This is a genomic window from Pseudomonas sp. SIMBA_067 (genome assembly GCF_046534675.1).
Classification (GTDB): domain Bacteria; phylum Pseudomonadota; class Gammaproteobacteria; order Pseudomonadales; family Pseudomonadaceae; genus Aquipseudomonas; species Aquipseudomonas putida.
On sequence record NZ_JAWRYH010000002.1, the window covers coordinates 597,009 to 622,363 of the forward strand.

At 62.4% G+C, this 25,355-nt stretch carries 28 protein-coding genes; 15 read left to right on the forward strand and 13 right to left on the reverse strand.

Annotation, left to right across the window (positions count from 1 at the left end; genetic code table 11):
- Window positions 1–17: 17 nt before the first annotated feature.
- Window positions 18–842 (forward strand): shikimate dehydrogenase, encoded by an 825-nt coding sequence (gene aroE / locus SB765_RS08015; protein ID WP_410931161.1) that lies wholly within the window; start codon window positions 18–20, stop codon window positions 840–842.
- Window positions 843–894: 52 nt separating this feature from the next.
- Here aroE and SB765_RS08020 read toward each other — a convergent pair whose 3' ends face one another.
- From SB765_RS08020 to betC, 3 genes are all read right to left on the reverse strand, one after another.
- Window positions 895–2,460 (reverse strand): SulP family inorganic anion transporter, encoded by a 1,566-nt coding sequence (locus tag SB765_RS08020; RefSeq protein WP_410931162.1) that lies wholly within the window; start codon window positions 2,458–2,460, stop codon window positions 895–897.
- A 126-nt stretch (window positions 2,461–2,586) separates the two neighbouring features.
- Window positions 2,587–3,510 (reverse strand): choline ABC transporter substrate-binding protein, encoded by a 924-nt coding sequence (gene choX, locus SB765_RS08025; RefSeq protein ID WP_410931163.1) that lies wholly within the window; start codon window positions 3,508–3,510, stop codon window positions 2,587–2,589.
- A 14-nt stretch (window positions 3,511–3,524) separates the two neighbouring features.
- On the reverse strand, window positions 3,525–5,042 hold the full coding sequence (betC, locus tag SB765_RS08030; RefSeq protein ID WP_410911865.1) for a choline-sulfatase: 1,518 nt from the start codon (window positions 5,040–5,042) through the stop codon (window positions 3,525–3,527).
- Window positions 5,043–5,150: 108 nt separating this feature from the next.
- Here betC and SB765_RS08035 point away from each other — a divergent pair, with 108 nt between their 5' ends.
- Window positions 5,151–6,050, forward strand: coding sequence for a choline sulfate utilization transcriptional regulator (locus SB765_RS08035; RefSeq protein WP_341797193.1), 900 nt, complete (start codon window positions 5,151–5,153; stop codon window positions 6,048–6,050).
- Window positions 6,051–6,096: 46 nt separating this feature from the next.
- On the opposite strand, the gene SB765_RS08040 is transcribed toward SB765_RS08035, so the two are convergent.
- Window positions 6,097–6,651 carry an NAD(P)-dependent oxidoreductase gene (locus tag SB765_RS08040; RefSeq protein ID WP_341797194.1) on the reverse strand — a complete coding sequence of 185 codons (555 nt, stop codon included), beginning with the start codon at window positions 6,649–6,651 and terminating at the stop codon, window positions 6,097–6,099.
- 52 nt (window positions 6,652–6,703) lie between these two features.
- On the opposite strand from SB765_RS08040, the gene SB765_RS08045 reads away from it, so the two are divergent.
- Complete coding sequence (locus tag SB765_RS08045; RefSeq protein WP_016497382.1) at window positions 6,704–7,036, forward strand: DOPA 4,5-dioxygenase family protein; 333 nt, start codon at window positions 6,704–6,706, stop codon at window positions 7,034–7,036.
- Between the two features lie 111 nt (window positions 7,037–7,147).
- Here the strand turns inward: SB765_RS08045 and trpA are convergent, their stop codons facing one another.
- A complete protein-coding gene (gene trpA, locus SB765_RS08050; RefSeq protein WP_410911870.1) occupies window positions 7,148–7,957 on the reverse strand; it encodes a tryptophan synthase subunit alpha in 810 nt (269 codons plus the stop codon).
- Window positions 7,954–9,171: a tryptophan synthase subunit beta gene (gene trpB, locus SB765_RS08055; RefSeq protein WP_410931164.1), complete on the reverse strand. Its 1,218-nt coding sequence runs from the start codon at window positions 9,169–9,171 to the stop codon at window positions 7,954–7,956. Before trpB ends, trpA begins: the two co-directional genes overlap by 4 nt.
- 110 nt (window positions 9,172–9,281) lie before the next feature.
- Between trpB and SB765_RS08060 the strand changes: the two genes are divergently transcribed.
- Window positions 9,282–10,178, forward strand: a complete 897-nt coding sequence (locus tag SB765_RS08060) for a LysR family transcriptional regulator (RefSeq protein ID WP_341797197.1) — start codon at window positions 9,282–9,284, stop codon at window positions 10,176–10,178.
- Here the strand turns inward: SB765_RS08060 and SB765_RS08065 are convergent.
- Entirely contained in the window at window positions 10,175–10,498 is a 324-nt protein-coding gene (locus SB765_RS08065) for a YqjD family protein (RefSeq protein WP_016497386.1), read from the reverse strand. The two genes, SB765_RS08060 and SB765_RS08065, sit on opposite strands and share 4 nt — an antisense overlap.
- Before the next feature lie 149 nt (window positions 10,499–10,647).
- On the opposite strand from SB765_RS08065, the gene SB765_RS08070 reads away from it, so the two are divergent.
- Both SB765_RS08070 and SB765_RS08075 read left to right on the forward strand, forming a co-directional pair.
- Complete coding sequence (locus tag SB765_RS08070) at window positions 10,648–10,863, forward strand: dodecin (RefSeq protein ID WP_016497387.1); 216 nt, start codon at window positions 10,648–10,650, stop codon at window positions 10,861–10,863.
- 102 nt (window positions 10,864–10,965) lie between these two features.
- Window positions 10,966–11,187, forward strand: coding sequence for a DUF1161 domain-containing protein (locus SB765_RS08075; protein ID WP_341797199.1), 222 nt, complete (start codon window positions 10,966–10,968; stop codon window positions 11,185–11,187).
- Between the two features lie 98 nt (window positions 11,188–11,285).
- Here the strand turns inward: SB765_RS08075 and SB765_RS08080 are convergent, their stop codons facing one another.
- Complete coding sequence (locus tag SB765_RS08080; RefSeq protein WP_341797200.1) at window positions 11,286–12,290, reverse strand: LLM class flavin-dependent oxidoreductase; 1,005 nt, start codon at window positions 12,288–12,290, stop codon at window positions 11,286–11,288.
- Window positions 12,291–12,444: 154 nt separating this feature from the next.
- Here SB765_RS08080 and SB765_RS08085 point away from each other — a divergent pair, with 154 nt between their 5' ends.
- Both SB765_RS08085 and SB765_RS08090 read left to right on the forward strand, forming a co-directional pair.
- A complete protein-coding gene (locus tag SB765_RS08085) occupies window positions 12,445–12,870 on the forward strand; it encodes an OsmC family protein (RefSeq protein WP_019470354.1) in 426 nt (141 codons plus the stop codon).
- Window positions 12,871–12,943: 73 nt separating this feature from the next.
- A complete protein-coding gene (locus SB765_RS08090) occupies window positions 12,944–13,177 on the forward strand; it encodes a DUF1161 domain-containing protein (protein ID WP_016497391.1) in 234 nt (77 codons plus the stop codon).
- A 109-nt stretch (window positions 13,178–13,286) separates the two neighbouring features.
- Here the strand turns inward: SB765_RS08090 and SB765_RS08095 are convergent, their stop codons facing one another.
- Together SB765_RS08095 and SB765_RS08100 are read right to left on the reverse strand one after the other, a co-directional pair.
- The gene (locus tag SB765_RS08095; RefSeq protein ID WP_016484244.1) at window positions 13,287–13,700 is read right to left on the reverse strand and encodes a hypothetical protein; all 414 of its coding nucleotides are present in this window, start codon (window positions 13,698–13,700) and stop codon (window positions 13,287–13,289) included.
- Between the two features lie 55 nt (window positions 13,701–13,755).
- Window positions 13,756–14,169: a hypothetical protein gene (locus tag SB765_RS08100; RefSeq protein ID WP_016497392.1), complete on the reverse strand. Its 414-nt coding sequence runs from the start codon at window positions 14,167–14,169 to the stop codon at window positions 13,756–13,758.
- An 85-nt stretch (window positions 14,170–14,254) separates the two neighbouring features.
- Between SB765_RS08100 and SB765_RS08105 the strand changes: the two genes are divergently transcribed.
- A complete protein-coding gene (locus SB765_RS08105; RefSeq protein WP_341797203.1) occupies window positions 14,255–15,328 on the forward strand; it encodes an aminopeptidase in 1,074 nt (357 codons plus the stop codon).
- 133 nt (window positions 15,329–15,461) lie between these two features.
- Here SB765_RS08105 and SB765_RS08110 read toward each other — a convergent pair whose 3' ends face one another.
- Entirely contained in the window at window positions 15,462–16,112 is a 651-nt protein-coding gene (locus tag SB765_RS08110; protein ID WP_016497394.1) for an HAD family hydrolase, read from the reverse strand.
- 20 nt (window positions 16,113–16,132) lie between these two features.
- Window positions 16,133–16,681, reverse strand: a complete 549-nt coding sequence (locus SB765_RS08115; RefSeq protein ID WP_410931165.1) for a gamma carbonic anhydrase family protein — start codon at window positions 16,679–16,681, stop codon at window positions 16,133–16,135.
- A gap of 66 nt (window positions 16,682–16,747) precedes the next feature.
- Between SB765_RS08115 and prlC the strand changes: the two genes are divergently transcribed.
- The 5 genes from prlC (at window position 16,748) to SB765_RS08140 (ending at window position 23,121) form a co-directional block, all read left to right on the forward strand.
- Complete coding sequence (prlC, locus tag SB765_RS08120) at window positions 16,748–18,835, forward strand: oligopeptidase A (RefSeq protein WP_410931166.1); 2,088 nt, start codon at window positions 16,748–16,750, stop codon at window positions 18,833–18,835.
- Window positions 18,832–19,113: a YheV family putative zinc ribbon protein gene (locus SB765_RS08125; protein ID WP_016484250.1), complete on the forward strand. Its 282-nt coding sequence runs from the start codon at window positions 18,832–18,834 to the stop codon at window positions 19,111–19,113. Before prlC ends, SB765_RS08125 begins: the two co-directional genes overlap by 4 nt.
- Before the next feature lie 80 nt (window positions 19,114–19,193).
- The gene (locus SB765_RS08130) at window positions 19,194–20,252 is read left to right on the forward strand and encodes a PA0069 family radical SAM protein (RefSeq protein ID WP_410911880.1); all 1,059 of its coding nucleotides are present in this window, start codon (window positions 19,194–19,196) and stop codon (window positions 20,250–20,252) included.
- A gap of 426 nt (window positions 20,253–20,678) precedes the next feature.
- Complete coding sequence (locus SB765_RS08135) at window positions 20,679–21,398, forward strand: carbonic anhydrase (protein WP_016497399.1); 720 nt, start codon at window positions 20,679–20,681, stop codon at window positions 21,396–21,398.
- Window positions 21,399–21,588: 190 nt separating this feature from the next.
- Window positions 21,589–23,121, forward strand: a complete 1,533-nt coding sequence (locus SB765_RS08140; protein ID WP_410931167.1) for a SulP family inorganic anion transporter — start codon at window positions 21,589–21,591, stop codon at window positions 23,119–23,121.
- 69 nt (window positions 23,122–23,190) lie between these two features.
- Here SB765_RS08140 and SB765_RS08145 read toward each other — a convergent pair whose 3' ends face one another.
- On the reverse strand, window positions 23,191–23,832 hold the full coding sequence (locus SB765_RS08145; protein ID WP_016497401.1) for a hypothetical protein: 642 nt from the start codon (window positions 23,830–23,832) through the stop codon (window positions 23,191–23,193).
- A 368-nt stretch (window positions 23,833–24,200) separates the two neighbouring features.
- Here SB765_RS08145 and coxB point away from each other — a divergent pair, with 368 nt between their 5' ends.
- Window positions 24,201–25,328: a cytochrome c oxidase subunit II gene (gene coxB, locus SB765_RS08150; protein WP_016497402.1), complete on the forward strand. Its 1,128-nt coding sequence runs from the start codon at window positions 24,201–24,203 to the stop codon at window positions 25,326–25,328.
- Window positions 25,329–25,355 lie beyond the last annotated feature (27 nt).

The following is a 25,355-nucleotide window of genomic DNA, read 5'->3' on the forward strand; positions in this document are numbered from 1 at the left end:
ATAAACAAGGAGCCGTCATGGACCAGTACGTCGTTTTTGGTAACCCCATCGGCCACAGCAAGTCGCCGCTGATCCACCGCCTGTTTGCCGAGCAGACCGGCCAGGACCTGGAATACGCCACCCTGCTGGCGCCGCTGGACGAGTTCAGCGATTGCGCGCGCGGCTTCTTCAAGCAAGGCAGCGGCGGCAACGTCACCGTGCCGTTCAAGGAAGAGGCCTACCGCCTGTGCGACAGCCTCACCCCGCGTGCCCAGCGCGCTGGTGCAGTGAACACGCTGAGCAAGCTGGCTGATGGCACCTTGCAGGGCGACAACACCGATGGCGCTGGCCTGGTGCGCGACCTGACGGTGAATGCCGGGGTCGAGCTGGCGGGCAAACGCATTCTCATCCTCGGTGCCGGTGGCGCCGTGCGGGGCGTGCTGGAGCCTATTCTGGCGCACAAGCCGCAGTCGCTTGTGGTTGCCAACCGCACTGTGGAAAAAGCCGAGCAGCTGGCGCGTGAGTTCGATGAGCTGGGGCCTGTGGTGGCCAGCGGGTTTGCCTGGTTGCAGGAGCCGGTGGATGTGATCATCAACGCCACCTCGGCGAGCCTGGCCGGGGAAATGCCGCCGATTGCCGACAGCCTGGTCGAGGCGGGGCGCACGGTTTGCTACGACATGATGTATGGCAAGGCGCCGACGCCTTTTTGCGCGTGGGCTACCCGGCTGGGTGCGGCCAAGGTGCTCGATGGGTTGGGGATGCTGGCTGAGCAGGCGGCTGAAGCCTTCTTTATCTGGCGTGGGGTGCGGCCTGATACCGCGCCAGTGTTGGCGGAGCTGCGCCGGCAACTGGCTCGGGGCTGAGAATTTTGGGGCCGCTTTGCGGCCCATTCGCGGCAGCCCCAGAATCTCAGCCTCACTCCTCAAACCGGATCGGGCACAACTCCACCCCTTCCAGCTTCTGCAATTCCTCGATCACCTGCGGCCTGGCCCGGTGCAGGGTCAAACTCCCGCCCAATCGCCGCAACCGCCGCGCCTCGCGGTGCAACATATCCACACCCGAGTAATCGATAAAATTCACCTGCCGCGCGTCGATCACCACATGCGGCCCCTGGCAGCGCTGCAAGCGCACCTGCAGGTAATGCGCCGCACCAAAGAAAATCGACCCGCCCACCCGCAACACATCCGCGTCCCCTTCACGGCTTTGCTGTACCCGTGGCCGTGACGTGCGCTTGAGGTAAAAGAACAGCGAAGCCAGCACACCGGCATAGATCGCCGTCTGCAGCTCCAGCAGCAAGGTGGCCGCCGCCGTCAGCGCCATCACCAGAAACTCCGAGCGACTGACCCGAAACAGCGCGCGAATCCCCCGATGGTCCACCAGCCCCCAGCAGATCAGCAGAATGCTGCCGGCCATGGCCGGTATCGGCAGGTGTGCGATCAGGCCGGCGCCGGTAACGGCAAACAACGCCACCCACAGCGCCGAAAATACTCCGGCCATGGGCGAGCGGGCACCTGCCTCATAACTCAGCCCGGAACGGGTGAAGGAACCGGCAGACAAGTAACCAGAGAAAAATGCACCGGCAATGTTCGACAGGCCCTGTGCGCGTATTTCCTGGTCTGGGTCGATCAGTTGTTCTGAACGTGCCGATAACGAGCGGGCAATCGACAGGCTGGTAACCAACCCCAGCATGCCTACCGCAACGGCGCTGGGCAGCAGACGCAACATGAGCTCCACGTCTAGCAAAGGCAGCGGGCTGAAGGGCGGGAGTTGCCCGGTGAATGCCGCAACGCGCGGCACATGGCCAAAGTAGCCCGGCAACAGCCAGGCCAGCAGGCTGACCAGCACCAGGCTTATCAACAGGCTCGGCCAGCGTGGGCGCCACAGCTTGAAGGCCACGCCGATCACTACGGTGGCCAGGCCCAACAGCAAGGAAGGCAGGTCGACCTCCACTGCATGGCTGGCCAGGTCCTGTACGGTTTTCAGTGCCGTAGCCTGGCTGGGCAGGTTCATGCCCAGCAGGTTGGGCAATTGGCCCAGGGCAATGACGATCGCAGCCCCCAGCGTGAAACCGAGCACCACGGAATGCGAGACGAAGTTGACCAGCGCGCCAAAGCGCAAGAGCCCGAGCAGCAGCTGGAAGATGCCGCCGAGGAAGGTCAGCAGCAGCACCAGGGTGATGTAATCGGCGCTGCCGGCCACGGCCAGCGGGCTGATGCTGGCGTAGAGCACGATGGAAATGGCAGCGGTGGGGCCGCAGATCAGGTGCCAGGACGAGCCCCACAGGCAGGCGATCAGCACCGGCACGATGGCGGCGTACAGGCCGTATTCGGCGGGCAAGCCGGCGATCAGCGCGTAGGCGATGGATTGTGGCAGGGCGAGGATGGCACCGCTCAGGCCGACCAGCAGGTCCTGGCGCAGGCTGCGGCCCGATTGGCGCGGGAGCCAGGTGAGGAAGGGCAGCAGGTGAATGATGCGATGCATGAGATATTCACATTTCCAAAGGTCCACTGTCCCCTGTGGGAGCGGGTTTACCCGCGAATGCGTCGGTACATGCAATGCAGCATTCGCGGGTGAACCCGCTCCCACAGGGGCGCGTCGTGTCTGAAACTACAGTTTGGCTTTGACGGCCTCCAGGGCATTGCCATCGGCCTTGGTAGTCACCCCAGCCAACCACCCTTCCAGCACCTCGGGATACGTTTTCACCCAAGCCCTGGCAGCGTCATCGAAGCTGATCTTCTTATCCACAACCTCGGCCATGATGGCGTTTTCCATGTCCAAGGTAAATTTCAGGTTACCCAACAGCTTCGCCGCATTCGGGCAGGCTTGTGGATAACCCTTTCGGGTCAGCGTGTACACCTCGCCCTTGCTGCCGAACCACTTTTCCCCGCCAGTCAGGTAATGCATTTTCAGCTTCACGTTCATCGGGTGCGGGGTCCAGCCAAGGAAGGTGATGAACTGCTGTTTCTTCACCGCCCGGTCGACCTGGGCCAGCATCGCCTGCTCGCTGGACTCCACCAGTTTCCACTGACCGAGGTTGAATTCATTCTTGTCGATGATTGCCTTCAGCGACAGGTTGGCCGGTGCACCAGAGCCGATACCGTACAGCTTCTTGTCGAACTGGTCGGCATGCTTCTGCAGGTCGGCAAAGTCCTTCACCCCGGCATTCCACACGTAGTCGGGCACCGCCAGGGTGAACTCGGTTCCTTCCAGGTTACGTGACAGTTGCTGCACATCGCCGTTGGCGATGAACTTGTCATGGAAGCCTTGATGCGCCGGCATCCAGTTGCCCAGAAAGGCGTCGACACGGCGGTCCTTCAAGCCGCCGTAGATGATCGGCACGGCCAGGCTGTCGATCTTCACCTTATAGCCCAGGCTTTCCAGTAACAGACGGGCCACGGCATTGGTCGAGGCGATATCGCTCCAGCCGGGGTCGGCCATTTTTACGGTACTGCATTGCGCGTCGCTGTCGGCGGCGTGGGCCGTGGCGGTGCCCAGGGCCAGGGCGAACACGGCGGCGGAGAACTTGTGCATGGCGGCCTCTCTTTTCAATCCAGGGGTGCGGGCTGTGGATAACGTGCCTTGCGCTCGAGGTCGTCGAGATCGATGTGGTTGCGCATGTACTGTTGGCTGGCGTCCACCAGCGGTTGGTGGTCCCAGCTTTTCAGCGTGCCGATGGCCAGCGCCTGCGCCACCAGGCGGCGGCGCCGCTGGCTGGCGAGTACCTGCTGGCGCAGGCTGGGGATATCCCAACGCTGTCGTGCTTCATCGGCAAATGCCTGCAGCAGCGCCTGGTGGTCCGGGCTGCCGGCGAGGTTCTCCCGCTCGTGCGGGTCGCGGCTCAGGTCATAGAGTAGCCATGGGTCGTCTTCGCTGTACACGAACTTGTAAGGCCCACGGCGGATCATCATCAGCGGGCCGACCGTGCCTTCGGCCATGTATTCGCCGATCACTTCATCGTGGCCGCCCTGCCCTTGCAGGTGGCCAAGCAGCGAGCGGCCGTCCAGGTGCAGGTTTTTATCCACAGCGCCGCCGGCCAGTTCTACCAAGGTTGGCAGCAGGTCACAGGTCGATACCGAGGCACTGACCCGAGCCGCCGCAAAGTGCTTGGGCGCATGGATCAGCAGCGGTACCCGCGCCGACATCTCGAACCAGTGCATCTTGTACCAGAGGCCACGCTCGCCAAGCATGTCGCCGTGGTCGCCGGAGAACACGATCAGGGTGTCGTCGGCCAGGTTGCACTCCTCCAGGGTTTGCAGCAGCTGGCCGATGTTGTCGTCGATGTAGCTGCAGGCGCCGAAGTAGGCGCGGCGGGCGTCGCGGATCTTGTCCACAGGCAGCGGCTTGTTCCACAGGTCGTAAACCTTGAGCAGGCGTTGCGAGTGGGGGTCGAGTTCTGCCTGGTTGAACTCGGCGCGTGGCATGGGGATATCCACACCCTCGTAGCGGTCCCAATAGCGCTTGGGGATGGTGTACGGGTCGTGCGGGTGCGTCATCGAAACGGTCAGGCAGAATGGCCGGCCATCGTTTTCGCGCACATGGTCGTACAGGTACTGGCGCGCCTTGAACACCACCTCCTCGTCGAAATCCAGCTGGTTGGTACGCACGCACGGGCCGGCCTGCAGTACCGAAGACATGTTGTGATACCAGCTCGGGCGCACATCCGGTTCGTCCCAGTTCACCGCCCAGCCGTAGTCGGCCGGGTAGATGTCGCTGGTCAGGCGCTCTTCGTAACCGTGCAGCTGGTCCGGGCCGCAGAAGTGCATCTTGCCAGACAGCGCCGTGCGGTAGCCCAGGCGGCGCAGGTAGTGGGCATAGGTCGGCACATCGGCGGGGAAATCGGCGGCATTGTCGTAGGCGCCGATGCGGCTGGGCAGTTGGCCGCTGACCAGGGTGAAGCGTGACGGCGCGCACAGCGGGCTGTTGCAGTAGGCCGAGTCGAACACCACCGCCTGCTCGGCCAGGCGGCTCAGGTGCGGCATCTGGATAGGCGAAGGGGCGTAGATCGGCAGCAAGGGTGCGGCCATCTGGTCGGCCATGATGAACAGGATATTCGGGCGCGTCATGGTGGCTTCCATCGTTGAGGGTTATGCGATTCACTTGCCTTCCAAGATGCGACTGCGGATAACATGGGTAAAGCCCATGGCGGGCAATGACTGGGATTAGCTGAGCTTATGTTTGAGCACCTTGCCGAGCTGTCGCTGGATACCTTGCGCGTGTTCGAAGCTGCGGCACGCCTGCGGGGGTTTACTGCGGCGGCGCTGGAGCTGGGCACGACACAGCCGGCAGTGAGCCAACAAGTGAAACGCCTGGAAGCCCAGCTGGGCACGCGCCTGTTTGACCGTATTTATCGGGGCATCGAGCTCACCGAGGCCGGCCAGCTGTTGTTTGAACAGGTACACCAGGGCCTGCAAGCCATGGATGACGGCATTTCCCAGGCCAGCGGGCGTGGCCAGCGAGAAGTGCTGCAGGTGGCCACCGACTTTGCCTTTGCGGCCTTCTGGCTGATGCCAAGGCTGCAACGCTTTCACGAGGCTTATCCACAGGTGGATGTGAGCCTGGTGACCGGTGAACGCAGCCAGGGGATGTTGCGCCCGGACATCGATGTGGCGGTGCTGTTTGGCGATGGGCGCTTTCACCAGGGTGAAAGCCGCTGGCTGTTCGATGAAGAAGTTTTCCCGGTGTGCAGCCCCCGCCTGACGGATGGCAAACCCTTGTCAGCCGTGGCTTTGCAACGTTTGCCCTTGCTGCATTTGAAGGGCGAGCAGGCCAGCCGCTGGTTTGACTGGGCGGGGGTTTTCCGCGGGTTTGGCGTGGCCAGCGCACCGCCTGCGGGGCAATTGCGGTTCGACAACTATACGTTGCTGATTCAGGCAGCGATTGCAGGGCAAGGGGTGGCGATTGGCTGGGGGCACCTGGTGGATGGGTTGGTGGAGCAAGGGTTGCTGTGCCGGCCGCTGGAGGGGAGTTTGCGCTCGCAGCGCGGGTACTACGCGGTGCTGCCGCCGCGCAAGCGGCGTGGGGCGCTGATCGAGCGGTTTGTGGGTTGGCTAGAGGATGAGCGCAGCCTTTGAGATTTTGGGGCCGCTTTGCGGCCCATCGCCGGCAAGCCCCGGCGATCTAGACCACGAAGTTCAGATGCTCGCCCCGGTGCAGGTCCAGTTCCAGCATATCCGCCATCCCCGCCGCCACACGTGCCCACCCCTCATCGGGCAAAGCCTGCGGCGTATTGATCAAGGTCCAGTGCAAAGCACTGCGCTGCAACACATCAACCACTTGGTCCACACATTCGCGCTCTGCCTCGCTGTACTTGGCCGGCTCATCCAGCACAGCGAAATCGCCCACCAGCAACAGCCGGCGTATAGTCGTACGCTCAAGCCCCGCCACCAGCGCCTCGCTCAGCCGTGCTTGCCCCGGCAGGTCGCCTGGGGCCAGCGCCGACAACAGGGCAATCACCGCCGAGCCCCCTGCCGCGCTTTGCTCTGCCTGGTCGGCATCGTCCAGCCCGCCTATCTTGAAGTGCAGGCCCGGGCGTGCGGTGTGGCGGTTCAGGTCATCGACCACGGCGGTGACTTCGTGCTGGCGCGACAGCAGCTCGGCCATCAGGGCATTGCCCAGGCTGCTTTCAGGCCCGAACAAGACCAGTTTGTACACTGGGGTTTCGGCGTTTTTCACTGCATCACTCCCTTTGCAGGTGGTGATGGTTGGACCGCAATCAGGAGTTATCGTGCAGAGGATCAAGGGTTACCACGCCCACGTTTATTACGACGCAGCGACCATGGAGCAGGCCCGGGAGCTGTGCGAGGAGGCGGCGCGGCTGTTTCCCGTGACCATGGGGCGCATGCATCAGAAGCCGGTTGGGCCACACCCGGACTGGAGTTGCCAGCTGGCGTTCGGGCCTGAAGTGGTAGGGGTGGTTTTGCCTTGGTTGGCGCTGTACCGCAAGGGCCTGGTGGTATTCATGCACCCGGAAACCGGGGATGAACTGGCGGACCACCGGGATCATGCGATCTGGATGGGGGCCGTGCGGCCATTGAAGCTGTCGATTTTTGGTGGGTAGATTTGTATTGCCTATGCCGGCCTCTTCGCGGCACAAGGCCGCTCCTACAAGGAGATCGCAATACCCTGTAGGAGCGGCCTTGTGCCGCGAACGAGGGCGGAGCCCTCGCAATCAATTGCGAGCTGAGCGCACCCCTTCTGCCAGTGCCGAGCACAGGCTGAGTACATCATTTACTGCCTGATCGGCACTTTTAGCCTGGGCAATCTTGTCGACCAGCGCGGAGCCCACCACCACACCATCCGCCAAGCGGGCAATGTTCGCAGCCTGCTCCGGGGTACGAATGCCGAAACCGACGCTGATCGGCAGTTTGGTATGCCGGCGCAGGCGGGCAATGGCTTCGGTCACGTGCTCGGTGGTCGCCGAGCCGGCACCGGTCACACCGGCCACCGACACGTAGTACACAAAGCCGGAGCTGCGCTCCAGCACGCGCGGCAGGCGCGCATCGTCGGTGGTCGGGGTGGTCAGGCGGATGAAGTCGATGCCTGCAGCCTGGGCCGGGGTGGCCAGTTCGGCGTCGTGCTCTGGCGGCAGGTCGACGATGATCAGGCCATCGACGCCCGCTGCTTTTGCTTCAGCCACGAACGCGTCGACGCCAAAGCGGTGGATCGGGTTGTAGTAGCCCATCAGCACGATTGGCGTAGTGTGGTTATCCACACGGAACTCGCGAACCATCTGCAGGGTTTTGGCCAAGGTCTGGCCAGCTTCCAGGGCGCGCAGGGTGGCCAGCTGGATGGCCACGCCATCGGCCATCGGGTCGGTGAACGGCATGCCCAGTTCGATCACGTCGGCACCGGCTGCCGGCAGCCCTTTGAGGATCTGCAGCGAGGCGTCGTAGCCCGGGTCGCCTGCGGTGACGAAGGTGACCAGTGCCGATCGGCCTTCGGCCTTCAGTTCGTCGAAGCGTTTTTCAAGACGGCTCATGCCTGTTTCTCCTGGGCGGCCATGTGGTTCATGACGGTTTGCATGTCTTTGTCGCCGCGGCCCGACAGGCACACGACCATCAGGTGATCCTTTGGCAGCTTCGGTGCGCGCTTGATCGCTTCGGCCAGGGCGTGGGAGCTTTCCAGCGCCGGGATGATGCCTTCCAGACGGCAGCTGGCGTGAAACGCATCCAGCGCTTCGTCATCGGTAATGCTGACGTACTCGACGCGCTTCACTTCGTGCAGGTAGGCGTGCTCCGGGCCGATGCCCGGGTAGTCGAGGCCTGCGGAAATCGAGTGGGCGTCGGTGATCTGGCCGTCTGCATCTTGCAGCAGGTAGGTGCGGTTGCCGTGCAGTACGCCGGGTACGCCGCCGTTCAGGCTGGCAGCGTGCTTTTCGGTGTGCACGCCGTGGCCACCGGCTTCGACGCCGATGATCTGTACGCTTGGCTCTTCGAGAAACTCATGGAACAGGCCCATGGCGTTGGAACCACCACCGACGCAGGCAACCAGGCTGTCTGGCAGGCGGCCTTCCTTCTCTTGCAGCTGAGCGCGGGTTTCCTTGCCGATGATCGACTGGAAGTCGCGGACCATGGCCGGGTACGGGTGTGGGCCAGCGACAGTGCCGATCAGGTAGAAGGTGTCTTCGACGTTGGTGACCCAGTCGCGCAGGGCTTCGTTCATGGCGTCTTTCAGGGTGCCGGTACCGGCGGTAACCGGGACGATTTCGGCGCCCAGCAGCTTCATGCGGAACACGTTGGCCTGTTGGCGCTCGATGTCGGTGGCGCCCATGTAGATCACGCACGGCAGGCCGAAGCGGGCAGCGACGGTGGCGGTGGCCACGCCGTGCATGCCGGCGCCGGTTTCGGCGATCAGGCGCTTTTTGCCCATGCGCTTGGCCAGCAGCACCTGGCCGATGCAGTTGTTCACCTTGTGCGCGCCAGTGTGGTTGAGCTCTTCACGCTTGAAGAAGATCTTCGCACCGCCACAGTGCTCGGTCAGGCGCTCGGCGAAGTACAGCGGGTTGGGGCGGCCGATGTAGTCGCGCTGGAAGTAGGCCAGCTCTTCGAGGAACTTGGGGTCTGCCTTGGCCGCTTCGTATTCGCGGGCCAGGTCCAGCACCAGTGGCATGAGGGTTTCGGCCACGTAGCGGCCGCCGAACGAGCCGAACAGGCCATTGGCGTCGGGGCCGGGGCGGTATTGGGACTGGGTCATGGGGCGCTCCAGGGCGTAATGAATGAGTGATGGGCTTTACTCTAACCACGGCAAGCCCGGCTGAAAACCGATAAGATTGCGCAAACTTGTCAGAAAAACTCACAGGTAAAATGGCCCACGATCTCCCTCCCCTGAATGCCCTGCGCGCCTTCGAGGCCACCGCCAGGCTCAACAGCGTTAGCCAGGCGGCTGAAGCGCTGCATGTTACTCATGGCGCTGTCAGCCGGCAGATCAAGGTGCTTGAGGAGCACCTGGGGGTGGCGCTTTTCGTCAAGGACGGGCGTGGCATCAAACTCACAGATGCCGGTGTGCGTCTGCGCGATGCCAGCGGTGAGGCCTTCGACCGGTTGCGCAGCGTGTGTACAGAACTCAGCCGCGATGTCAGCGAGGCGCCGTTTGTGCTGGGCTGCTCGGGGAGCCTGCTAGCGCGTTGGTTTATCCCCAGGCTTGGTCGCCTGAAGGCGGATTTGCCTGAGTTGCGCCTGCACTTGTCCGCAGGTGAAGGTGACCTCGACCCACGTCGTCCAGGGCTCGATGCATTGCTGGTATACGCTGAACCCCCATGGCCGGCGGACATGCAGGTGTATGTGCTGGCTGAGGAGCGTATCGGGCCGGTACTTAGCCCGCATTTTGCCGGCTTCGATCGCTTGCGCGACGCGCCCGCCAATGCCCTGCTGGACGAGGCCCTCTTGCATACCACCTCACGGCCACAAGCATGGCCGACATGGGCTGGGCAACAGGGATTGGACCCGGCCGGGTTGCAGTACGGCCAGGCGTTCGAGCATTTGTACTATTTGCTGGAGGCTGCGGTTGCAGGCCTTGGGGTGGCCATCGCGCCACAGCCACTGGTGGCTGATGACTTGAGGGCCGGGCGCCTCAGCGCGCCGTGGGGCTTTTCACCTACCCGGGCAGCGCTGGCCTTGTGGGTGCCGCGGCGCGCCGCAGATGGGCGCGCCGAGCAGTTGGCGCAGTGGCTGCGCCGCGAATTGGAACGCCAGGCGGGTTAGTTGCGACGGGTCAGCAGATAGGCCGCCAGCAGGCCGAGGGCGCCAAGCGCCACGCCAGCCGTTGTCACCGGGTGCTCCTGTGCATAATCACGGGTGGCGATGCCGGTCTGGCGGGTGCGGGTTTTCACTTCCTCGTAAGCATCGCTGAGCAGGCTACGCGAGTGTTTCAGCGCACTTTCGGCGTTGCTGCGGATTGCCTTCACCGACTTCTGGGACTCTTCCGACGCGTCATGCTTGAGGTTTTCCAGGCTTTTCAGAAGGCTTTCGATCTCCGCTTCCATGCTTTCCAGGGATGTTTTACGCAGCGAGTTGCGGTGCATGTTGACTCTCCTTTGCAGTATGGGCTGTAAGGTTGCGACCCTTGGCCCGCGCGAAAGTGCGATCGAACTTTCACCTTGGCGGATGGCTCGCAGGTAAACCAGGCCTACCCTGCTAGGCTGAATTTCACCGTTATCCAAGGAGCGTGAACATGACTGACCATCACACGTACAAGAAGATCGAGCTGGTGGGGTCCTCGCCGACCAGTATCGAAGACGCGATCAACAATGCCCTGGCCGAAGCCGGCAAGAGCATCAAGCACCTGGAATGGTTTGAAGTGGTCGATACCCGCGGGCATATTGAAGGCAACAAGGCCGCGCATTTTCAGGTCACGCTGAAGGTGGGCTTTCGTATCGCCAATAGCTGAACCACTGCCGGGCTGGATGATCCCGGCTTAATAGAGTATTCAGGAGAGGGGGCGCCTTGGCGGGCGCCCTTTCTGATTTCATCTGCACAAGGAAAGCGATCGATGAACAAACTGATTCTGGCGCTGGGCCTGATGACACTGGCCGGTGGTGCGCTGGCGGCGGGCAAGCCGTGCGAGGAGCTGAAGGCGGAAATTGCCGCCAAGCTCGATGCCAAAGGGGTTACTGGCTACAAGCTGGAGGTCGTCAACAAGGGCGATCCGGCCGGCAAGGTGGTTGGTAGCTGTGAGTCGGGTACCAAGGAAATTGTCTACCGCCGCGGTTGATGCGTTGGCTTTTTCGCGGGCTCGCCCGCTCCCACAGGTAATACACAGGGTCAAGCACCCGTGCAGTCCTGTGGGAGCGGGCGAGCCCGCGAAGAAGGTCAGGCGGTCTTGAGAGCCTGCGCCAACAGCTCATAGGACCGTATCCGGTCCGCATGCTCATACAGGTCACAGGTAAAGATCAGCTCGTCCGCCCCGGTCTGCTCCAGCAGCACCTCCACCTTGGCCCTTACCTTCTGCGGGCTGCCGATCATCGCCAGGCCGAGGAAACTGCCTACCGTATCCCGCTCATGGGGCAACCACAGCCCATCCATGCTTTCTACCGGCGGCTTCTGCATCAGGCTCTGGCCGCGAATCAGCGCCAGGATGCGCTGGTACACCGAGGTGGCCAGGTATTCGGCCCTTTCGTCGGTTTCTGCCACCACCATGGGGATGCCCAGCATTACATACGGCTTGTCCAGCGTGGTCGAGGGCTTGAAATGATTGCGGTAAACGCGGATCGCCTCGTGCATGTAGCGCGGCGCAAAGTGTGAGGCAAAGGCATAGGGCATGCCGCGCATGCCTGCCAGCTGGGCGCTGAACAGGCTGGAACCGAGCAGCCACATCGGCACGTCAGTGTCGTGCCCCGGCACGGCGATCACTTTTTGATCATCGGTACGCGGGCCGAGGTAGCGCGACAGTTCCTCGACATCGTCCGGGAAGTCGTCCGGGCCGCCGGCACGGTCGCGGCGCAGGGCGTAGGCGGTCATCTGGTCCGAGCCCGGCGCACGGCCCAGGCCCAGGTCGATACGCCCCGGGTACAGGCTGGCCAGGGTGCCGAACTGCTCGGCGATCACCAGTGGCGCGTGGTTGGGCAGCATCACCCCGCCAGAGCCCACGCGAATGGTCGAGGTACCCCCGGCCAGATAGCCGATCAGCACCGACGTTGCCGAACTGGCGATGCCGTCCATGTTGTGGTGCTCCGCCACCCAGAAGCGGTTGTAGCCAAAACGCTCGACGTGTTGCGCCAGGTCCAGCGAGTTGCGCAACGATTGCCCCGGGCCTGCATCGGCGCGTACAGGCACAAGGTCGAGGGTGGATATTTTCAGGTCACGCAGCTGCGTCATGGGAGCCTCCGCAAAGGTGGTTGGCCAGAGGCCTTTGTAACTCTGTATGGGCATATTCGGGGGATTCAATGGTTGCTGTGCGATTGGTCTGAACTTGCCGTAAGCGGCTGGCCTCTGAATCCATAACCACGTAACCGAATGACCAGGAGGCAGTATGAAAAAGACAGCATCGGCGATCTGGCAAGGTGGCTTGAAGGATGGCAAGGGCCTGCTTTCTACCGAAAGCGGCGCGCTCAAGCAGAACCCGTATGGCTTCAACACCCGTTTTGAGGGCACGCCTGGAACCAACCCGGAGGAGCTGATTGGCGCCGCGCATGCCGGCTGTTTCTCGATGGCGTTGTCGATGATGCTCGGTGAAGCAGGGCTGACTGCGGACCGGATCGACACCGCTGCCGAGGTGACGCTAGACAAGCTGCCGGATGGTTTTGCCATTACGGCCGTGCATCTTGTGCTCCGGGCCAAGGTACCGGGCGCGAGCGAGGCGCAGTTCCTGGAGATTGCCAACAAGGCCAAGGAAGGGTGCCCGGTGTCCAAGGTGCTGAACGCAAAAATCAGCCTGGATGCCGCGCTGGTGGGCTGAAGCGGCGCAACGGAGGCGGTTTGCTGTAGTCTAAACAGCGTCGGCAGCACGCTGCCTTTTCAGGAGCCGTTCCATGATTCGCGTAGCAATCGCCGTGTTGGCTTCCCTGGTCGCCACGTCCACGTTGGCGGCGGTCAAGCCGTGCGAGGAACTGAAAGCCGAGATCGAGGCCAAGATCCAGGCTCAGGGTGTGCCGTCCTACACCCTGGAGATCGTGCCCAACAGTGAGGTCAAGGACCAGAATATGGTCGTCGGCACATGCGATGGCGGGACGAAGAAGATCATTTACCAGAAGAATGATCGGTAGATTCGGGGCCGCTTTGCGGCCCATCGCAGCACAAGGCTGCTCCTACAAAGGTACGCGATCCCTGTAGGAGCAGCCTTGTGCTGCGAATGGGCTGCAAAGCAGCCCCAGCTCACGGAATGCAGAACACATTACTAGGCTCGTTCACCAGCACCTTGCGGCTGGCGTCGTACAGCAGCACCTGCGGCTCCATCACCGGCGCCCGCGCTTCCAGGCGATAACGCTCGCCGGCCTTGAAGTCGTCAAAGCGCACTGTCAGGTAGCAGGTTCGGTCCCTGGGTTCGGACATGATGCCGCCCGAGTAGATTTCATAATCGAAGCGCACCACCAGTTCGTGCTTGCCGGGCGTTACCTGAAAGTAACGGCCGTCCTCCAGGCGCTTGCCATCGAGGCGGTCGGCCATGATCACGCGGCCGGGGGTCATGGTGTACAGATCAACCCAGGCCTGCTTGGGGTCGACGGGGGGCAAGGGGCTGGCGCAAGCCCCCAGTGCACTGAGGGCGATCAGCATCATGGGCTGGCGCATGGCAAAACTCCCACTTGCGATTTACAAGTAACAAGCATAGCGCCGTTTGTGCGGTTCAGGTGCGTTGGCAGCCTGCAGGCAAGCCTTGGCCGACCATTTTCTGCTGGTCGTCGTAGAGCTTGATCCAGGGGCGGAAGCCGATACTGCCAGCGTGCAGCTGATAGCGCTGCCCGGCGGCAAAGTCCTTGAAGCTCAGTTTGACCTGGCAGTCGCGCCACAAGGGCTCGTCGACCGGGCCGATATTGCTGGGTGTGACCGGGAACTGGTAGCGCACGGTCAGCTCGTGGCTGCCGGGCTGTACTTCGAAATAGCGGCTGTCGGCCCAGTCACGTTCATCGACCTGCACGGCGTCCAGCGAGGTGTTGTCGTAGGGGGTAAGGTCGATCCAGGCCTGGTTCGGGTCCGGGGCTGGCAACGTGGAACAGGCGGATATCAGCAACAGTGAACCGGCGACCAACAATGCACGCATGGCGAAACTCCCCCTTGGCGAGATAGTCTTGGAGCGAATTTGGCCTTGAGCGAGTCATACAGCCCGGATGCTTCGACTTTTTTTTATGCAGCGCTCAGGCCTTGGGGCACTCGACCGCGTTTTCACCCGTTTGGTTCCCCTGGTGGGGGCGCTCCTGCTGAACGGTTGCAGCAGCGTGGCCTACTATGGGCAGCTGGCCGAGGGCCAATTGCAGCTGCTGCGTGCGCGACAGCCAGTCGCGCAGGTGCTTGCCGACCCGGCCACGTCACCGCAGTTACGCTCGCGCCTGGCGCACGCTGAACAGGCGCGGGTGTTCGCCAGCCAGCAGTTGAAGCTGCCGGATAACCGCAGCTACCGGGTTTATGCCGACATTGGCCGGCCTTATGTGGTGTGGAATGTGTTTGCCACGCCCGAACTGTCGTTGCAGCCGGTGACGCACTGTTTCCCGATTGCGGGGTGCGTGGCGTATCGCGGCTACTACCAGCAAGGTGCGGCACGCGGGGCGGCGGCGTTGATGCGCCAGGACGGCCTGGATGTGTATCTGGGGGGCGTGGAGGCGTATTCGACCCTTGGCTGGTTCGACGACCCGATCCTGTCGTCAATGGTCGGTTGGGGCGACGAGCGCCTGGCCACGCTCATCTTCCATGAACTGGCTCACCAGCGCTTCTATGTGCAGGACGATACCGAGTTCAACGAATCGTTTGCCTCCTTTGTCGAGCAGGAAGGCTCCCGGCAATGGCGTGTAGCGCGTGGGCTTGCCGCTGTTGGCGAGGAGCAGGGGCAGCAGCGTGACCAGTTCATCAGGCTGGTGCTGGCCAGCCGTGAGCGGTTGCAGACGATTTATGGCGGGCCGCTGGACGATGCGCACAAGCGGCTGGCCAAGCAGGCCGAGTTTGAGCGTTTGAGGCGTGAGTACCGGCAGGTGCGTGATGGCCAGTGGGGCGGTGACAAGCGTTATGACGCGTGGATGTATGGGCCGATGAGTAATGCCAAGTTGTTGCCGTTCGGGCTGTATGACCAGTGGGTGCCGGCGTTTGCGGCGGTGTTTCGTGAGGTGGGTGGGGATTGGCTTCGGTTTTACCAGCGGGTCGAGCAGCTGGGGCGGTTGCCGATTGAAGAAAGGAAAGCGGCGCTGCAGCGTCTGGTGGTTAGCCTGTGACATTTTGGGGCCGCTGCGCGACCCATCGTAGGCAAGCCAACTCCCACAGGGACCCCGCAAGGTTGGAATTTGATGCAGCACCTGTAGGCGCTGGCTTGCCGGCGATGGGCTGCAAAGCAGCCCCCTAGGGCACTCAAGCCTTGATGAATGCCTGGTGCATCTCGGCCAAGGTTGCAAAGTGGTAGGCCGGCTCTTCTGCCATCAGTTCTTCCTGGCTACCAAACCCATACCCCACCGCCACTGCCTGCAAGCCATTGCTGCGCGCGCCGATCAGGTCATGCTTGCGGTCCCCTATCATCAGGGTTTGCGCCGGGTCCAGCCCTTCTTCATCCAGCAGGTGGCGAATCAGCTCGACCTTGTTGGTGCGGGTGCCGTCCAGTTCGCTGCCGTAGATCACCTTGAAGTGTTGGTCGAAGGCGAAGTGCCGGGCGATTTCGCGGGCGAATTCCCACGGTTTGGAAGTGGCGATGTACAGCGTGCGGCCCTGCCCGTTCAGGGCTTCGAGTAACTCCGGCACGCCCTGGAATACCAGGTTTTCGTACAGACCGGTGACGCGGAAACGCTCCCTGTAGAAGTTCACCGCCTCCCAGGCCTTGGCTTCGTCGAAGCTGTAGAACTGCATGAAGGCCTGCAGCAAAGGCGGGCCGATGAAGTGTTCGAGGCGGGCCAGGTCCGGCTCGTCGATGCCCAGCTTGGCCAGGGCATACTGGATCGAGCGGGTGATGCCCAGGCGTGGGTCGGTCAGGGTGCCGTCCAGGTCGAAGAGGATGTTTTGCTGTTGCATGTTCGTCTCGTTAGTCGGGTTTATTCCGGTTGGTCGTAGCCTTCGGCCAGGTGCTGGTCCTTGAGCTTCACGTAATTGCCGGCGCTGTAGGAGAAGAACGCGCGCTCTTTGTCGTTCAGCAACCTGGCCTGTTTCACCGGGCTGCCCATGTACAGGTAACCACTGACCAGGCGTTTGCCCGGCGGTACCAGGCTGCCGGCACCGATGATCACTTCGTCCTCGATGATGGCGCCATCCATGATTGTGCTGCCCATGCCGACCAGGATTCGGTTGCCCAGGGTGCAGCCATGCAGCATCACCTTGTGGCCGATGGTCACTTCGTCACCGATGATCAGCGGGAAGCCGTCCGGGTTGAACGGGCCGGCGTGGGTGATGTGCAGCACGCTGGCATCCTGCACGCTGGTACGTGCACCGATGCGGATGCGGTGCATGTCGCCGCGTACCACGGCCAGCGGCCAGACCGAGCTGTCTTCACCGATCTCCACGTCGCCCAGCACCACTGCCGAGCGGTCGACGAAGGCACGTGGTCCAACTTTCGGAGTGTGTTGCTGGAAGCTTCGGATGGCCATGATAGCGTCTCTCATCTGTGCCGATAGGCAGGCTGCCTGCTGCGGTCGGCGTCGATTGTAATTAAGATGGGGCAGTGTTTCTTCTGCCAAGGTATCCAAACCGTGACTGCGAACAACCCGCTTCTGCAATCCCACGATCTGCCGCCCTTCTCGCAAATCCGTGCCGAACACGTGTTGCCGGCGATCGAAGCGATCCTGGCCGACAACCGTAAAGCCATTGCCGAGATCCTCGAAAAGCAGGGCAAGGCCCCTACCTGGGCTGGCCTGGTGCTGGCCATGGACGAACTGAACGACCGCCTGGGCGCTGCCTGGAGCCCGGTCAGCCACCTGAACGCGGTGTGCAACAGCGCAGAACTGCGCGAGGCTTACGAGTCGTGCCTGCCGGCGCTGAGCGCCTACTCTACCGAACTGGGCCAGAATCGTGCGCTGTTCGATGCCTACCAGGCTTTGATCAACAGCCCTGAAGCCGCCGGTTTCGACGTGGCGCAAAAGACTATCCTCGAGCATGCCCTGCGTGACTTCCGCCTGTCGGGTATCGACCTGCCGGCAGACAAGCAGCAGCGCTATGCCGAAGTGCAAAGCAAGCTCAGCGAACTAGGCAGCCGCTTTTCCAACCAGCTGCTCGACGCCACCCAGGCCTGGACCAAGCACGTTACCGACGAAGCAGCACTGGCTGGCCTGACCGATTCGGCCAAGGCGCAGATGGCTGCCGCTGCCCAGGCCAAAGGCCTCGACGGCTGGCTGATTACCCTGGAATTCCCCAGCTACTACGCCGTGATGACCTACGCCAGCGACCGCGGCCTGCGCGAAGAGGTGTACGCCGCCTACTGCACCCGCGCCTCGGACCAGGGCCCGAATGCCGGCCAGTTCGACAACGGCCCGGTCATGCAGCAAATCCTTGACCTGCGCCAGGAGCTGGCCGAACTGCTGGGCTACAAGAACTACGCCGAGCTGAGCCTGGCCACCAAGATGGCTGAGTCCAGCGACCAGGTGTTGAGCTTCTTGCGTGACCTGGCCAAGCGTTCCAAGCCTTTTGCCGCCCAGGACCTGCAGCAGCTGAAGGCCTACGCCGCTGAGCAAGGCTGCCCTGAGCTGGCCAGCTGGGACGCCGGCTACTTTGGCGAGAAGCTGCGCGAGCAGCGCTACAGCGTGTCGCAGGAAGCCCTGCGCGCCTACTTCCCGATCGACAAGGTGCTGGGTGGCCTGTTCAGCATCGTGCAGCGCCTGTACGGCATCGAAATCGCCGAGCTCGAGGGCTTCGACAGCTGGCACCCGGACGTGCGCCTGTTCGAGATCAAGGAAAACGGCCAGCATGTCGGCCGCTTCTTCTTCGACCTTTACGCCCGCGCCAACAAGCGCGGCGGTGCGTGGATGGACGGCGCCCGCGACCGTCGTCGCACTGCCGGTGGCGAGCTGCAGAGCCCGGTGGCCAACCTGGTGTGCAACTTCACCCCAGCCGCACCCGGCAAGCCTGCACTGCTCACCCACGATGAAGTCACCACCCTGTTCCACGAATTCGGCCACGGCCTGCACCACCTGCTGACCCGCATCGAGCATGCCGGTGTTTCCGGTATCAACGGCGTGGCCTGGGACGCGGTCGAGTTGCCAAGCCAGTTCATGGAAAACTGGTGCTGGGAGCCAGAAGGCCTGGCGCTGATCTCCGGCCACTACGAAACCGGCGCGGCCCTGCCCCAGGACCTGCTGGACAAGATGCTGGCGGCGAAGAACTTCCAGTCGGGCATGATGATGGTGCGCCAGCTGGAGTTCTCGCTGTTCGACTTCGAGCTGCACGCCAGCCATGGCGACGGTCGCAGCGTACTGCAGGTGCTCGAAGACGTGCGTGACGAGGTGTCGGTCATGCGCCCACCGGCGTACAACCGCTTCCCTAACAGCTTTGTGCACATCTTTGCTGGCGGTTACGCGGCGGGCTACTACAGCTACAAGTGGGCTGAAGTGCTGTCGGCTGACGCGTTCTCGCGCTTCGAGGAAGAAGGCGTGCTGAATGCCGAGACCGGCCGCGCCTTCCGCGAGGCTATCCTGGCCCGTGGCGGTTCGCGCGAGCCGATGGTGCTGTTTGTCGATTTCCGTGGCCGTGAGCCTTCCATTGATGCGCTGCTGCGGCACAGTGGCCTTACCGAAGGCGCTGCAGCGTGAGCGAGGTAGCTGTGAACAAGACCAAGAAGCGCTTCATTGCCGGGGCGGTGTGCCCCGCGTGCAGCGAGCCTGACAAGCTGATGATGTGGAGCGAAGACGACGTACCGCACCGCGAGTGCGTCGCCTGCGGGTTCACCGACACCCTCAACGAGCAGGGCTTGTCGGTGCCCAAGGAGCTCGGCACCCGGGTCAACCACCTGGCACCCAAGGCAGCGCCGGCCAAGGTGCAGACGGTGCAGTTCTTCCCTAATCCGAAGCTGAAGAAACCGACAGAGTAAGCACTGGCTGTCGGATCAGAGGCGCTGGTGGATTCATGGCAGCTGCGATACTGTATGTAAATACAGTATAGGGGTTAGCCATGAATCCTCCAGCACCATTAAAGGGCCGTGGCACGGCGCACAATCCGCACAACCGTTTTGCCCCCAACCATTCGGTGGTCGAGGACGACGGCTGGCATCAGGAAGTGCCGCAGACCCAGGGCACCGAAGTGCGCAGCGAGACGGCGAAATCGGTCATCTCCCGCAATACCTCGCCCGACCTGCCCTTCGACCGCTCCATCAACCCTTATCGCGGCTGCGAGCATGGCTGCATCTACTGCTATGCCCGCCCTTCCCATGCCTATTGGGACCTCTCCCCCGGGCTGGATTTTGAAACCAAGCTGATCGCCAAGACCAATGCCGCTGAAGTGCTCGCGCAACAGCTGAGCAAGCCGGGTTACGTGTGCGCGCCGATCAACCTGGGCTCCAATACCGACCCGTACCAGCCGATCGAGCGGGAGCAGTTGCTGACCCGCCGTCTGCTGGAAGTGTTGCTGCGCTTTCGTCACCCGGTGACCATCGTGACCAAAGGCTCGCTGGTGTTGCGCGACCTCGACCTGCTGGCCGAAATGGCCCGGCAGCGTCTGGCGCGGGTAATGATCAGCCTGACCACGCTGGACGACGACCTCAAGCGGGTTTTGGAGCCGCGGGCGGCGTCACCCAGTGCCCGGTTGAGGGCCATCCGCGTGTTGCGCGAGGCGGGTGTGCCGGTGGGTGTGTTGTGTTCGCCGATGATTCCGATGATCAACGACAGTGAGCTGGAGCGCTTGCTGGAGGCTGCCAGGGAAGCGGGCGCACAGAGCGCGGCCTACATGATGCTGCGCCTGCCACTGGAGGTGGCGCCGCTGTTCGAGCAGTGGCTGCAGGACCATTACCCGCAACGGGCGGCCCATGTGTTGAGCCTGATCCGCCAGAGCCGGGGCGGCGAGCTGTATGACAGCCGGTTTGGTGCGCGCATGCGCGGTGAAGGGGTATTTGCCGAGTTGTTGGCGCAACGGTTTGCCAAAGCCATGAAGCGGCTGGATTTTGAAGGGCGCGAGGCGCAGACGCTGGATTGCTCTGCCTTCTGTCCACCCGGTGGGCAGATGCCCCTATTCTAATGCTCAAGGGAGCATCACCGGCGTCGATTCCAACACAAGCACAGGCCCTGTAGGAGCAGCCTTGTGCTGCGAAGAGGCCGGTAGGGCCAAAGATCCTCTTCGGCTGCAATGGCCCTTTCGCAGCACAAGGCTGCTCCTACTGGGCCCATTGCCAGCCCTCAATGCAACTAATCCGAGTTAATAATTGCGCTAATACATATTGGCAGTTGATGTTTTTTTGCTATTATCCAGAACCCGCCTTTTATATCTGGAACGCCCGTTCTAGAGCCTTCGAATTAAGTTTCAGTTAAGTTTTCCCCGTTAGCGTAGGAAATCAGTCCACACCGACTGTGATCTATGGCCCGTGCGTGTCATCTAAAACCCTGCATAGCCAGAATCTTTCACCGGTAAAATGGATTTACCAACACACCGTCAAGAGGATGAATCATGCCCGTCAAGGACCCATCCAAGGTCGTTCCGGAGGTACCCGCTGAGGGCGCCGATGCCGCCCTGAAGCACATCGTCGACGGCTTCCTGCGCTTTCACCATGACGTCTTCCCCGAACAGCAAGAGCTGTTCAAGAAGCTCGCCACTGCGCAAACGCCGCGTGCCATGTTCATCACCTGCGCCGACTCGCGCATCGTCCCCGAGCTGATCACACAGAGCTCGCCTGGCGACCTGTTCGTAACCCGTAACGTGGGTAACGTGGTACCGCCCTACGGTCAGATGAACGGCGGCGTTTCCAGCGCCATCGAATACGCCGTGCTTGCGCTGAAAGTGCACCACATCATCGTCTGTGGCCACTCCGACTGTGGCGCCATGCGTGCGGTACTCAACCCGCAATCGCTGACCAAGATGCCGACTGTTTCCGCCTGGCTGCGCCATGCCGAAGTGGCGCGTACCGTGGTCGAGAACAACTGCTCGTGCGGTACCGAACACGAAACCATGCAGGTGCTGACCAAGGAAAACGTGATCGCCCAGTTGCATCACCTGCGCACCCACCCTTCGGTTGCCTCGCGCCTTGCAGCCGGTGAGCTGTTCATTCATGGCTGGGTTTACGACATCGAAACCAGCAAGATCGAAGCTTATGACGCCATCAGCGACAGCTTCCTGCCCCTGGCTGCTGGCGAGCCGGTCCCCTGCGCCACTCCGAGAGGCCGCTACTAAGCGACCCATCCACCGCTAGAACCTTGATAGCCGGCTGCACCCTATGGGGTGTGGCGCGGCCTTCGGCTGCCTTGAATTCCCTGACTGCCTTGCCGGCAAGCCCGCTGGCGGCCCGCGCTTGCGCGCTCGTCAGGGGCAAACGTGCCCACGGCCAGAGGAATGGCCGTGCGACAGAGAAAGGAGAAACACGGTGAACATTACACAGTTGAAAGCGGCCCTGCCGCGTGAGTTGCTGGCGTCGGTGGTGGTCTTTCTAGTGGCCCTGCCGTTGTGCATGGGTATCGCGATTGCCTCGGGCATGCCGCCGGCCAAGGGCCTGATTACCGGCATTATCGGCGGCATTGTGGTGGGTTTCCTCGCCGGTTCGCCGTTGCAGGTCAGCGGCCCAGCCGCCGGCCTGGCGGTACTGGTGTTCGAGCTGGTGCGCCAGCATGGCATGGCCATGCTTGGGCCGATCCTGTTGCTGGCCGGGCTGCTGCAGTTGCTGGCCGGGCGCCTGCGCCTGGGTTGCTGGTTTCGTGTCACTGCGCCAGCGGTGGTGTACGGCATGTTGGCGGGGATTGGCGTGCTGATCGTGTTGTCGCAGGTGCATGTGATGTTCGACACGGCGCCGCAGCCTTCCGGGTTGCAGAACCTGCTGGAATTCCCGTCCACCGTTGCCGCAGCCCTGCCACAGGAAAACGCAGGTTCAGGCTGGATGGCCGGTGCGCTGGGCCTGGGCACCATCGCCATCATGTGGGGCTGGGAACGCCTGCGGCCGCAGCGGCTGCGCTTCGTCCCTGGCGCCCTGCTGGGTGTTGCCGCCATGACTGCCATCAGTATGTGGCTGGCCTTGCCGGTAAACCGCGTGCAGGTGCCGGCAGACCTGTCCGAGGCCATCGACTGGCTCCGCCCGGCTGACCTGATGCAACTTGCCGACCCTACCTTGCTGGTCGCCGCCTTTGCCCTGGCCTTCATCGCCAGCGCCGAAACCTTGCTCTCGGCCGCGGCGGTAGACCGCATGCACAGCGGCCAGCGTTCGGACTTTGACCGTGAACTGTCGGCCCAAGGTATCGGCAACATGCTCTGTGGCGTGCTGGGCGCGCTGCCGATGACGGGCGTGATCGTGCGCAGCTCGGCCAATGTGCAGGCGGGGGCGCAGACGCGGGCATCGGCAATCTTCCACGGCTTGTGGCTGTTGGCCTTCGTGGTGGTGTTGAGCAGCGTGCTGCAGCAGATTCCGGTGGCGAGCCTGGCGGGTGTGCTGGTGTTTACCGGGGTCAAGCTGGTCGACTTCAAGGCATTTCGTGGCCTGGGCCGTTATGGTCGCATGCCGATGTTCACCTATGCGGCGACGGCGCTGGCCATCATCTTCACCGAGCTGCTGACCGGTGTGCTGCTGGGCTTTGCCCTGACCCTGCTGAAGCTGGCGTTCAAGGCAGCGCGGCTGAAGATCAACCTGGTGAGCCTGGAGAAGGCCGGGCACATGGAGCTGCGGTTAAGTGGTGCGGCGACGTTCCTGAAGGTGCCGGCGCTGACCCAAGTGCTGGATACCGTACCGGCGGGCACCACGTTGCATGTGCCGTTGGGCAACTTGAACTACATCGACCACTCGTGCCTTGAGCTGCTGGAGGACTGGAACCGCAGTAATGCGGCCAATGGGTCGCGGTTGTTGATCGAGCAGCGGCGCCTGAAGCGGCGGATCGAGGGGCGGTTGCGGACTACGGCGGGGGTTGGTGCATAGCGCCGGAGTCTCTGTTGCCTGATCCGGCCTCTTCGCGGGCGAGCCCGCGAAGAGGCCGGTACAGGAATATCAGGCTGGCTGACCCAGCTCCACACCCAGCTGTCGCGACAGGCAAGGCCAGCGCTTCCATGCCTCGCCGGTTGCCGGGCTGCTCAGCTTTTCGCGGTAAGCCTCCACCGATTCCACCGCAAAGCTTTCGTCATTGAGCATTTCGTCAACCGAGTGGTGCACCACTTCATCCAGCTGGTTGGCAAAGCTTTCGCCAATCAGCTGGTGGGCAATCAGGTTGGCGACCGTGGTGTCGACCGGGATCAGCGGCTGCTGGAAGTGGCGGATGTACAGGTCATTCACCTCTTCCACCAGGCGGTGCGCCAGGTAGGCCTCATCCAGTAGGCAGTCCAGGCCTACATGCCCTTGCATCACGCTGGGCGGCTGCAGGAAGTAGGCCTCGGCAATTTTCAGTACAGGTTTGATCTGCGATTCGATCCCGGCTTCGCGGGCGACCGCGTGGGCGGCCTCCAGCAGTTCCGGAACCTGATCGATGTAGGCGCTGACGAAGCGCGCCAAAGTACCCTGGGCGTCCTGCTCAGGCAGTTGGATCGAGGGGTGCAGATGGGGCAGTTGCAGCTCGAGACGCTGTTTCAATTGGCCGGTCTGGCCTTCATGTTGATGGGCTTGGCTTACCTGCTCGCGTACAGCAGCGATGTTCATGACAACTCCAGGGACATTACGTTTCAAACGGAAGACACTAAATTAGCTCGGTATACAGAATACCTAAGACGCATTTGTTATAAGCGGCGCAAACGTGTGCGCTCTCAGGCATATGGGAGTGCCATTATTGCGCCACACCCTATCAAGCGCGCGGTTTTCAGACCATTCAGTCATTTCGTGAAGTTCATTTCACAGGCTTCATTGCGTGCCATTGGTCGCTGTCTATACTCCCGTTGAACGTGATTCGTTGATGAGGCCCGACTGCTTTTGCAGGGGCTCGGTCGTCGAAGCCAGGCAGTCTTGACCGCCGTTCCCTCTTGCCGCAGGCCACGCCTCCGGGACAACAAGAATTAGAAGGGGAACCCGCAATGATGCGACATCCACATGTCTGGATGGGCCTCCTGTTGTGGTCGGTTTTTGGTCAGGCCAACGCCGCCTGGACCGTGAACATGCACCCGGGGGCGACGGAGGTTTCCAACGCCGTCTTCGACCTGCACATGACCATCTTCTGGATCTGCGTGATCATCGGCGTAGTTGTATTCGGCGCGATGTTCTGGTCCATGGTCGTCCACCGCCGCTCCACTGGCCAGCAGGCCGCGCATTTCCACGAGCATACCTGGGTGGAAATCATGTGGACCGTGGTGCCCTTCCTGATTCTGGTGGTGATGGCCATCCCGGCCACCAAGACCCTGATCGACATCTACGACGCCAGCGAGTCGGACATCGACATCCAGGTCACTGGCTACCAGTGGAAGTGGCACTACAAATACCTGGGCCAGGATGTGGAGTTCTTCAGCAACCTGGCCACCCCCACCGATCAGATTCACAACAAGGCCCCCAAGGACGAGCATTACCTGCTCGAAGTCGACCAGCCGCTGGTGCTGCCGGTGGGCGCCAAGGTGCGCTTCCTGGTGACTGCCGCCGACGTCATCCACTCCTGGTGGGTGCCGGCCTTCGCGGTCAAGCGCGACGCCATCCCCGGCTTTGTCAACGAAGCCTGGACCCGTATCGAAAAGCCCGGCATCTACCGCGGCCAGTGCACCGAGCTGTGCGGCAAGGACCACGGCTTCATGCCGGTGGTGGTGGAGGTCAAGTCCAAGGCCGACTACGACACCTGGCTGGGCGAGCGCAAGGCTGAAGCCGCCAAGCTCAAGGAACTGACCAGCAAGGAGTGGACCCTGGAAGAGCTGGTGGAACGTGGAGACAAGGTCTACCACACCACCTGCGTGGCCTGTCACCAGGCCGAAGGCCAAGGCCTGCCGCCGATGTTCCCGGCGCTCAAGGGCTCGAAGATCGCCACCGGGCCGAAGGAAGGCCACCTGAGCATTGTCTTCCACGGCAAGCCCGGCACCGCCATGGCGGCGTTCGGCAAGCAGCTCTCGGAAGTCGACATTGCCGCCGTTGTCACCTACGAACGCAACGCCTGGGGCAACAACAAAGGCGACATGGTCACGCCGAAGGACGTGCTGGCGCTGAAGCAGGCAGAAGCCAAGTGAACCGGGTTACTCGCGGCAATCAATGGG